Below are 9,310 nucleotides of genomic sequence, written 5' to 3'. Positions count from 1 at the left end.
GATACGAACTCCGCTTTCGCGAGCAGGCTCGCTCCCACAGGGATTACGCCGGAAGGACGGGCGCAAGACCTTTCATCAATGCTTCAGGCCTGTACCCCATGAATTCGCAAAGCATCATCGTCCCGAAAATCTCCACGCTGCCGGTGCACGAGCCCCGGGCGCGGGCGATCGTGCGTTGGCTTGTCCGCAAGAACATCATCAAGGAAGAGCTGACCACTTGTGGCCGCACGGGCAATCGCATGGCCCACGCCATCGGCGAAGGCGCACGCGATGTGGTCCTGCACCCGGAAGCCCTGCCGTTCGGCGAGCCGATCAATGGCCTGGAGATCATCACCAAGCGCTGCATCTATACGCCGGCCAAGGGTTTTTTGGGCGAAGCGGGCTGTGCCGAGTGTCGCAAGGAAATCGGCGAAGCGCTGTTTGAAAGCCTGGAAGACTGGATGCCGGGGCGCACCGACAACTTCACCTGCCCCGAATGCGGGCATGAAGATGACATCAACGGCTTTCTGTTCCTGCAGGAGTGCGGCTTCTCCAATTTGGGGTTCATCTTCAACAATTGGGCCGAAGCGGGGTTCAAGCAGGCATTTCTCGATGAGTTTGCCGATTGGCTGGATCAGCCGGTGAGCTGGGTAAAAGTCGAGTTGTAATACGGCTGGATGACCGCGTTATCGTTTATCGCTGGCAAGCCAGCTTCCACAGGATCGCACCGAATCTGTGGGAGCTGGCTTGCCAGTGATGCTCTTCAAAACACCCGTCGATCACTGCGCCGATAATAGACAGAGTTTTACATTGAACCCGAGGGGGTGTCTGACTATAATGGCGCGCTTCCATTTTCCCGCTCGGGAGCCCCCGCGATGCTGCGTATCAGCCAAGAAGCTCTGACATTCGACGACATTCTCCTAGTGCCCGGTTATTCCGAGGTGCTTCCTAACGAAGTCAGTCTCAAAACCCGCCTTACCCGTGGCATCGAGCTGAACATTCCTCTGGTTTCTGCCGCCATGGACACCGTCACTGAAGCCCGTCTGGCAATCGCCATGGCTCAGGAAGGTGGTATCGGCATTATCCACAAGAACATGACCATCGAGCAGCAGGCTGCCGAAGTCCGCAAGGTCAAGAAGTTCGAAGCCGGTGTCGTCAAGGACCCGATCACCATCGAGGCTGATGCCACGGTTCGTGACCTGTTCGAACTGACCCGCCTGCACAACATTTCCGGCGTTCCGGTGCTGCACGATGGCGACCTGGTCGGCATCGTCACCTCCCGTGACGTGCGTTTCGAAAACCGTCTGGACGCCAGTGTCCGTGAAGTGATGACGCCTAAAGAGCGCCTGGTCACGGTCAAGGAAGGCGCCGACAAGAACGACGTTCGCGAGTTGCTGCACAAGCACCGCATCGAACGCGTGCTGATCGTCGACGACAAGTTCGCCCTCAAAGGCATGATGACCGTCAACGACATCGAAAAAGCCAAGGCCTACCCACTGGCCAGCAAGGACGATCAAGGTCGTCTGCGCGTCGGCGCTGCCGTCGGTACCGGTAAAGACACCGGTGATCGCGTCGCTGCCCTGGTCAATGCGGGCGTTGACGTGGTGGTGGTCGACACCGCCCACGGTCACTCCAAAGGCGTGATCGACCGCGTTCGCTGGGTCAAAGAGAATTTCCCTGAAGTGCAGGTCATCGGCGGCAACATTGCCACCGGCGCTGCCGCCAAGGCCCTGGCCGAAGCCGGCGCTGACGCCGTCAAGGTCGGTATCGGCCCTGGCTCGATCTGCACCACCCGTATCGTCGCCGGTGTCGGCGTTCCGCAAATCAGTGCCATCGCCAACGTCGCCGCTGCCCTTGAAGGCACAGGCGTTCCGTTGATTGCCGACGGCGGCATCCGTTTCTCCGGTGACCTGTCCAAGGCCATCGTTGCCGGTGCCTCCTGCGTGATGATGGGCTCGATGTTCGCCGGTACCGAAGAAGCACCGGGCGAGATCGAATTGTTCCAGGGCCGTTCGTACAAGGCTTACCGCGGCATGGGTTCGCTGGGTGCCATGTCCCAGGCTCAAGGTTCCTCCGACCGTTACTTCCAGGACTCCTCGGCAGGCGCCGAGAAGCTGGTTCCGGAAGGCATCGAAGGGCGTGTTCCGTACAAGGGCACCCTGAGCGCCATCATCCATCAACTGATGGGCGGCCTGCGTTCTTCCATGGGCTACACCGGTAGCGCCAACATCGAAGAAATGCGCACCAAGCCTGAGTTCGTGCGGATCACCGGCGCCGGCATGGCCGAATCCCACGTCCACGACGTGCAGATCACCAAGGAAGCGCCAAACTACCGCGTAGGTTGAGCCTTCAAGTAAAAAGTTAACGACCGGGGCTGTTTTATTCAGCCCCGAGTTGTTTCTGAATCACGACTGTTACTGAATGACTTAGACGAGACTGAATCATGGCCCTCGATATTCACGCTCACCGTATCCTGATCCTCGACTTCGGTTCCCAGTACACCCAACTGATTGCCCGCCGCGTGCGTGAAATCGGCGTGTACTGCGAACTGCACCCGTTCGACATGGATGACGAAGCGATTCGCGAATTCGCACCGAAGGGGATCATCCTCGCCGGCGGCCCCGAGTCCGTGCATGTGGCTGACAGCCCACGTGCGCCACAAGCGGTCTGGGACCTGGGCGTACCGGTCTTCGGTATCTGCTACGGCATGCAGACCATGGCCGAGCAATTGGGCGGCAAGGTTGAAGGCTCCGAACTGCGTGAGTTCGGTTACGCCCGTGTCGACGTGGTCGGCAAGAGCCGCCTGCTGGACGGCATCGAAGATCACATCGACGCTGACGGCCTGTTCGGCCTCGACGTGTGGATGAGCCACGGCGACAAAGTTACCCGCATGCCGGAAGACTTCCACATCCTGGCCAGCACCCCGAGCTGCCCGATCGCCGGTATGTTCAGCGACGAGCGCGCTTACTACGGCGTGCAGTTCCACCCGGAAGTGACCCACACCAAGCAGGGCGGTCGCATCCTGTCGCGCTTCATCCTCGACATCTGCGGCTGTGAAGCGCTGTGGACCCCGTCGAAGATTGCCGAAGACGCCATCGCCCAGGTCCGTGCCCAGGTCGGCACCGACAACGTACTGCTCGGCCTGTCCGGCGGCGTTGACTCCTCCGTGGTTGCCGCGCTGTTGCACAAGGCCATCGGCGACCAACTGACCTGCGTCTTCGTCGACAACGGCCTGCTGCGTCTGCACGAAGGCGAGCAAGTGATGGCCATGTTCGCCGAGAACATGGGCGTCAAGGTGATCCGCGCCAACGCCGAGGACCAGTTCCTCAACAATCTGGCCGGCGAAGCCGACCCGGAGAAGAAGCGCAAGATTATCGGCCGTACTTTCATCGACGTGTTCGATGCCGAATCCTGCAAGCTGGACAACATCAAGTACCTGGCCCAGGGCACCATCTACCCGGACGTGATCGAGTCGGCTGGCGCGAAAAGCGGCAAGGCCCACGTGATCAAGTCGCACCACAACGTGGGCGGCCTGCCTGAGGAAATGAACCTCAAGCTGGTTGAACCGCTGCGCGAGCTGTTCAAGGACGAAGTCCGTCGTCTGGGCCTGGAACTGGGCCTGCCGTACGACATGGTCTACCGTCACCCGTTCCCGGGTCCGGGCCTGGGCGTGCGCATCCTCGGTGAAGTGAAGAAGGAATACGCCGACCTGCTGCGTCGCGCCGACCACATCTTCATCGAAGAACTGCGCAAGGCCGACTGGTACCACAAGGTCAGCCAGGCATTCGTGGTATTCCAACCGGTGAAATCGGTCGGCGTGGTCGGCGATGGCCGTCGTTACGCCTGGGTCGTGGCGCTGCGTGCCGTGGAAACCATCGACTTCATGACCGCGCGTTGGGCACACCTGCCTTACGAGCTGCTGGAAACCGTTTCCGGCCGTATCATCAATGAAATCGAAGGCATCTCCCGCGTCACCTACGACGTGTCGAGCAAGCCGCCGGCGACGATCGAGTGGGAATGATCCTGCTCGTTGCGTTGCAGTGAAGCAATAAGAAAACCCTGGCCTTGGCCAGGGTTTTTTTTGCGGGATCTGCATGACCAGATCAGCCGGGCAGGCGGCTCTGAAGGCTCATGCCCATCTGTTCAAGTCCCTTGGATAATTGCTCCAGACTGGCATAGGGGACGCCGCTGACCGAAGTCCATGACGGACGATCAATGTAATAGTGCCCGTCGGCCAGGGTCTGGACGGGCGTTTGCACCATCATTTCGTTCTGACTGCGATGAATGAGCCTGTAAGTGTTTTCCGAGCGTTCGAAAATATACATGCCTCGGCGAGTAAGCAGCCGATCGAGCTGCTGTGCGTTACGGCTGACCGGCGGTGCTTCCATCCGAAGCAGCAGATCGGCTTGCTGGGTGTCGATGATGTCGCCTATCGCTTCACCCGGGACGAAGGGGCCTCTTGCTATATCAATGCCCGAATCCACGCCAATACTTTCGCCTTGTCCGGGATTGACCTCTTCAATTCGCAAACCGATGCCGCCCTCCAGCTCACTGATGCCGGCAAACCCTCTGAATGTGTTGGTGTTTTCAACGCCGGTCAACACCACCCACTGACCAGAGCCGTTGTTGGTTTGATCCATGAACATGATGTCGTTGGTCAGGTGGTTGGTACTGATTTGCTCTTCAATCCGTGTCTGCGAAACCGGCTTCCTGTATGTCGCGGCACACTCGGTAGCCTGGACACGAATACCGTTTTGCCTGGCGGTTTTTACCAGCTCCAGTTCATTGAATTGCCCTGAAGGGTCGGTACCGAGCCGGGTCAGGTACTGTTCCAGGTCTTTGGACATGACGCCGGACTTGAAGTAGGCGTTCAGGTCGGCCTGTGCAAAGTCGTTGAGCAGTCGGCGCACATAGAGGGTCTTGACCCCTTGTCGCGCCAGAGCGGCCATGTTTTCGATCATCAATCGCATGCTGGTTATGCGCCCCGGCGTTTCGCTGATGACCAGTCCGGGTGCGGATTCAAATACCTTTGCAATCAGCTCCGGGATTGTCGTTGATGCGGTGACGACCGGAAGTTGCGGACGCGGCGGCAAGTTGGCCCACGGGAGGTTGTTGTAGAAACGTCCGGCGGAGATTAAAAGTGCCGTGGCTTTCTCGGCGAAGTTCAGGGCATATCGATCGGTAGCAATCAGATCGCCATTGGGGCCGATTTGAAGTTGAATGTGCGTCTCGGGTAATTGCATTGCCCATTTTTTCAACCCTGATTGACGCGCTGCTTCAACATCGTAGGGGGTTCTAACCCGGCTGATGTCAGTCGATGTCGAGGGCTGAGGTTCGGTGACAGGCGGGCCAGGTTCAAGGGCCGGTGGCGCTGGCTCGGCGAGGGACGGGTCAGGTCCGCCGAGTTCCAGTTCCACTGTGCACTCCTTGCCAAGGCACTGGCCGCCACCCTGGAGTCCCAGCCGGGTCATCCGCTCCCAGACCCCTTCGGCATTCAAGCGCACCGGCAATGAGTGAACAAGCTGGTTGGGCCTCGCCGGGTCGATGATCGCCCAGAAACCGCCGCCCTGTGAGTCCGGGAAATAGCGCACGTAATAAGCCGTGTCATTCATCAGAATGGCGTAGGGAGGTTCGGAGTTTAACCGGTAGATCCCTTGGTATTTCCCCGGCTCCAAGTCCGGTGTCAGCCCGTCCAGTAGCTCATTTGATTGAAAGGTTTGCGCAATCTCTGACACTTGGCCCGATTCATGGGGCAAGGAAATTGTTTCCCCTGCGGAAGGCGATACTCCCTCGATTTCCTGAGGCGCAGGCTCCTCCGACACCTCTGTATCTTCTAAATATTCAGCCCATTCGGCTGCCTCTGCGGCGTCGACCTCTGCACCCACTTCGGCCATTGAGCCGACACCTTTCAAAAATGGCAGATTGAACAGCGTATTTATGCCGTTGAGGACCGCCCCGATAACCCCTTCCTTGCGCTCGGCGGCTGTCTTGGCGTTTACCGCCTGATCAATGTTCAGTCCCATGTTGGCCAGGCCGGCGCCGATCACCGGTAATGCCACTGGCCAGCCGACGGCGGCCATCGGGCCGAACACCTTCAAACCAGCGCCCAGGTAACCGATCCACAGTTTTTTTCTCAGATCACCGTTGGACGTCAGAGACAAATCGGCTTCATCGAGCATCGCGGTCCGGGTCGAGTCACGCAACCAGTCGAACGCATCCCCCGTCACCGCCTGATTTTTCTGGTTGATCAGGTGATGGTCGGAATGGCCCCAGGTGCTGACCAGCCGATTCATCAGGTCGGTGATGTTCTCGGTGATCTGCTGTCGGTCAGCCAGCGGAAAATGCTCCAGGAACTGTGCGCGTGGGGCTTTTTCGTTCATTTTTTGCAAGACCCACCAGTGCATGTCGGTGGTGGTTTCCAGCACATGAAACGCTTCGTTATCACCCGGTACGTACAGGATTTGACGGCCCTTGGCGTCAACGATGCGCAGAATGTTCGTTGCGACATGGCCGTCTACATCCAGGGGATACACCTGCGACCCCTGGCCTGCGGGCGACTCGGATTGCAGCATGGCCAGGCTGACCGGCCAGGTCAGCGGGCCGATGACGGCATTGAGGGTGGTTTGAAAATCCTCGTCAGACAGATGGCCGTTTTCTCGCGCTTCAACGGCTTTGCCGAGGAAATTGCATTTGGCCAGCGTGCGGAAATCACTGGCATGGTCGTTCCAGAACGTCTGCAACTTGTTGCGATAAAGGTCACTGAAGTTAATGGCCCAGAAGTCCTTCAAGACCTCGTTACCATGCAGGCGCACTTCATTGGTTGCATCGAAGTTTCTTTCGTCCGGTCCTGCGGTATAGAAGCCCCCGTACAAGTCCAGAAGATCGGAATTGTCCTGATCGGTCGCGCGAAAGCGGTGAATGACCAGCTGCGTCAGGGTCAGGGATTCGTAGGGTTTATCGTCATAGTGCTGCCAACCGGTGAACGACGGCCCCAGGTTCTGAGCGGTCTTGAAGCGGTGAAAATAGACTTTATCGGGGTCGAGGCCGGCGACTCCGTATTTTTCAAGTAATTGCGCGGCGACCTCATGTGCGGTGTCCTGCAGGCTCGGACAAGCCTTGATCACCTGCGCGGCGATGTTTTTGAGGGCAGCCTTGTCGGCTGCGTTGGGCAGTGGGCGGGTCTGTGTCGGGGTCATTCGCTCTGTTCCTTGAGTGAGAGACGACGAGGATGGCCCGCTTGCCCGAGGTCAGTGCGTTACATATGTACCGCACCACGTCGCTCCAGCCTGCGTCCATCCGCCGCGCCGCCCTTACTGTTTCGCAACCGCAGGTGTATCGTATTCGCCTTTTCCAGGCCCCTGGCCTGTCGCTGAAACGTGAGGTAGTTGAGTTCATGTCCTTTACCCGTCGCCAAATCCTCGGTGGCCTGGCCGGTCTTGTTGTCGTTGGCTTCGGAGCGGGAGGCGCGGCGCGTTACTGGCTGGGCAAGCGGGCCGATGCCGAAGCGGGCCACGACTATGAGCTGATTGCCGCGCCGTTGGACGTCGAACTGGTGGCCGGGCACAAGACCCCGGCCTGGGCGTTCGGCCCGTCGGCACCGGGGACCGAGTTGCGGGTGCGCCAGGGTGAATGGTTGCGGGTACGGTTCATCAACCACCTGCCGGTGGCGACCACCATCCACTGGCACGGCATTCGCCTGCCGCTGGAAATGGACGGCGTGCCTTACGTGTCGCAGTTGCCGGTGCTGCCCGGTGAATATTTCGACTACAAGTTCCGCGTGCCGGATGCCGGCAGCTACTGGTATCACCCCCACGTCAGCAGCAGTGAAGAACTCGGCCGCGGGCTGGTCGGCCCGCTGATTGTCGAAGAACGCGAGCCGACCGGATTCAAGTACGAAAAAACCTTGAGCCTGAAGAATTGGCATGTCGATGAGCAGGGGGCTTTCGTCGATTTCAGCATTCCTCGTGAAGCGGCCCGTGGCGGCACGGCGGGGCGCCTGTCGACCATCAACGGCGTGCCGCAAGCGGTCATCGACTTGCCGGCCGGGCAGATCACACGCGTGCGTCTGCTCAATCTCGATAACACCCTGACCTATCGCCTGAACATTCCGGGTGTCGAAGCGCAGATCTACGCGCTGGATGGCAATCCCATCGAGCCTCGGCCACTGGGCAAGGAATACTGGCTGGGCCCTGGCATGCGCATTTGCCTGGCTATCAAGGCACCGCCGGCCGGCGAAGAACTGTCCCTGCGCAACGGCCCGGTACGCCTGGGCACTTTACGTTCGGTGGCCAATACCGACGCGCCAACCGAGTGGCCCCCCGCACTGCCTGCCAACCCGGTGGCCGAGCCGGACCTGGCCAATGCCGAGAAACTCAACTTCAATTTCGAGTGGGTGGGCTCGGTGTCGGTCAACGTTGACAATGGCAGGCCGCCAAGCTTGTGGCAGATCAACGGCCAGGCCTGGGACATCACCGACAAGACCTGCGCCGACCGCCCGATTGCCAAGCTTGAGAAGGGCAAGAGCTACATTTTTGAATTGAAAAACATGACTCAGTATCAGCACCCGATTCACCTGCACGGCATGAGTTTCAAGGTCATCGCCTCGAACCGGCACAAGGTCATTCCGTACTTCACCGACACGTACCTGTTGGGCAAGAACGAACGCGCGCAAGTGGCGCTGGTGGCCGATAACCCTGGTGTGTGGATGTTCCACTGCCATGTGATCGACCATATGGAAACCGGCCTGATGGCCGCGATCGAGGTGGCCTGATGCGTCAGATTCGACCCGCCGCAATCATCGACCGCAGCCGTGACCGTGATTTCATGCGCGAAGCCCTGGCCCTGGCCGCGCAAGGTGCCGCCCTTGGCGAAGTGCCGGTGGGTGCGGTGCTGGTGCAGGACGGTGAAATCATCGGTCGCGGCTTCAATTGCCCAATCAGCGGCAACGACCCCAGCGCCCACGCCGAGATGGTCGCGATCCGCGCCGCCGCCCAGGCCGTGAGCAACTACCGTCTGACGGGCAGCACGCTGTACGTGACGCTGGAGCCTTGCAGCATGTGCGCCGGGTTGATCGTGCACTCGCGAATTGCGCGGGTGGTGTATGGCGCGCTGGAACCGAAGGCGGGGATTGTGCAAAGCCAGGGGCAGTTTTTCACCCAGGGTTTTTTGAATCACCGGGTGTTGTATGAGGGCGGGGTGTTGGCGCAGGAGTGTGGTGCAGTTTTGAGCGAGTTCTTCAAGGCCCGGCGAGCAAAACCAACAGAATAAACACCGATCCCCCTGTGGGAGCGAGCCTGCTCGCGAATGCGGTTGACCATTCAACAGAGATGTT

The 9,310-nt window shown here is 59.5% G+C and carries 6 protein-coding genes; 5 read left to right on the top strand and 1 reads right to left on the bottom strand.

The features are described 5' to 3' along the window. The first annotated feature begins 98 nt into the window (after positions 1-98). From ACW9HW_RS26820 to guaA, 3 genes are all read left to right on the top strand, one after another. Entirely contained in the window at positions 99-647 is a 549-nt protein-coding gene (locus ACW9HW_RS26820) for a sugar ABC transporter ATPase (protein ID WP_095193737.1), read from the top strand. A gap of 207 nt (positions 648-854) precedes the next feature. Next, positions 855-2,324 (top strand): IMP dehydrogenase, encoded by a 1,470-nt coding sequence (guaB, locus tag ACW9HW_RS26815; RefSeq protein ID WP_095193736.1) that lies wholly within the window; start codon positions 855-857, stop codon positions 2,322-2,324. Between the two features lie 98 nt (positions 2,325-2,422). After that, positions 2,423-4,000 (top strand): glutamine-hydrolyzing GMP synthase, encoded by a 1,578-nt coding sequence (gene guaA, locus ACW9HW_RS26810; RefSeq protein ID WP_207262238.1) that lies wholly within the window; start codon positions 2,423-2,425, stop codon positions 3,998-4,000. Between the two features lie 82 nt (positions 4,001-4,082). Here the strand turns inward: guaA and ACW9HW_RS26805 are convergent, their stop codons facing one another. After that, the gene (locus ACW9HW_RS26805; protein ID WP_457402315.1) at positions 4,083-7,175 is read right to left on the bottom strand and encodes a membrane-targeted effector domain-containing toxin; all 3,093 of its coding nucleotides are present in this window, start codon (positions 7,173-7,175) and stop codon (positions 4,083-4,085) included. A gap of 197 nt (positions 7,176-7,372) precedes the next feature. Between ACW9HW_RS26805 and ACW9HW_RS26800 the strand changes: the two genes are divergently transcribed. Both ACW9HW_RS26800 and tadA read left to right on the top strand, forming a co-directional pair. Beyond that, positions 7,373-8,749 (top strand): multicopper oxidase family protein, encoded by a 1,377-nt coding sequence (locus tag ACW9HW_RS26800; RefSeq protein WP_095194064.1) that lies wholly within the window; start codon positions 7,373-7,375, stop codon positions 8,747-8,749. After that, on the top strand, positions 8,749-9,246 hold the full coding sequence (gene tadA / locus ACW9HW_RS26795) for a tRNA adenosine(34) deaminase TadA (protein ID WP_457402312.1): 498 nt from the start codon (positions 8,749-8,751) through the stop codon (positions 9,244-9,246). The genes ACW9HW_RS26800 and tadA overlap by 1 nt, the downstream gene beginning before the upstream one ends. Positions 9,247-9,310: the final 64 nt, after the last annotated feature.

Source organism: Pseudomonas sp. SDO5532_S415 (assembly GCF_054071155.1).
Note: the sequence above shows the minus strand (reverse complement) of the source record. Positions and strands in the feature narration are given on the sequence as shown.

Excerpts from the sequence above, each read along its gene's own strand:
- ACW9HW_RS26820 (WP_095193737.1), top strand. The coding sequence starts at position 99 with ATGAATTCGCAAAGCATCATCGTCCCGAAAATCTCCACGCTGCCGGTG.
- guaB (WP_095193736.1), top strand. The coding sequence starts at position 855 with ATGCTGCGTATCAGCCAAGAAGCTCTGACATTCGACGACATTCTCCTA.
- guaA (WP_207262238.1), top strand. The coding sequence starts at position 2,423 with ATGGCCCTCGATATTCACGCTCACCGTATCCTGATCCTCGACTTCGGT.
- ACW9HW_RS26805 (WP_457402315.1), bottom strand. The coding sequence starts at position 7,175 with ATGACCCCGACACAGACCCGCCCACTGCCCAACGCAGCCGACAAGGCT.
- ACW9HW_RS26800 (WP_095194064.1), top strand. The coding sequence starts at position 7,373 with ATGTCCTTTACCCGTCGCCAAATCCTCGGTGGCCTGGCCGGTCTTGTT.
- tadA (WP_457402312.1), top strand. The coding sequence starts at position 8,749 with ATGCGTCAGATTCGACCCGCCGCAATCATCGACCGCAGCCGTGACCGT.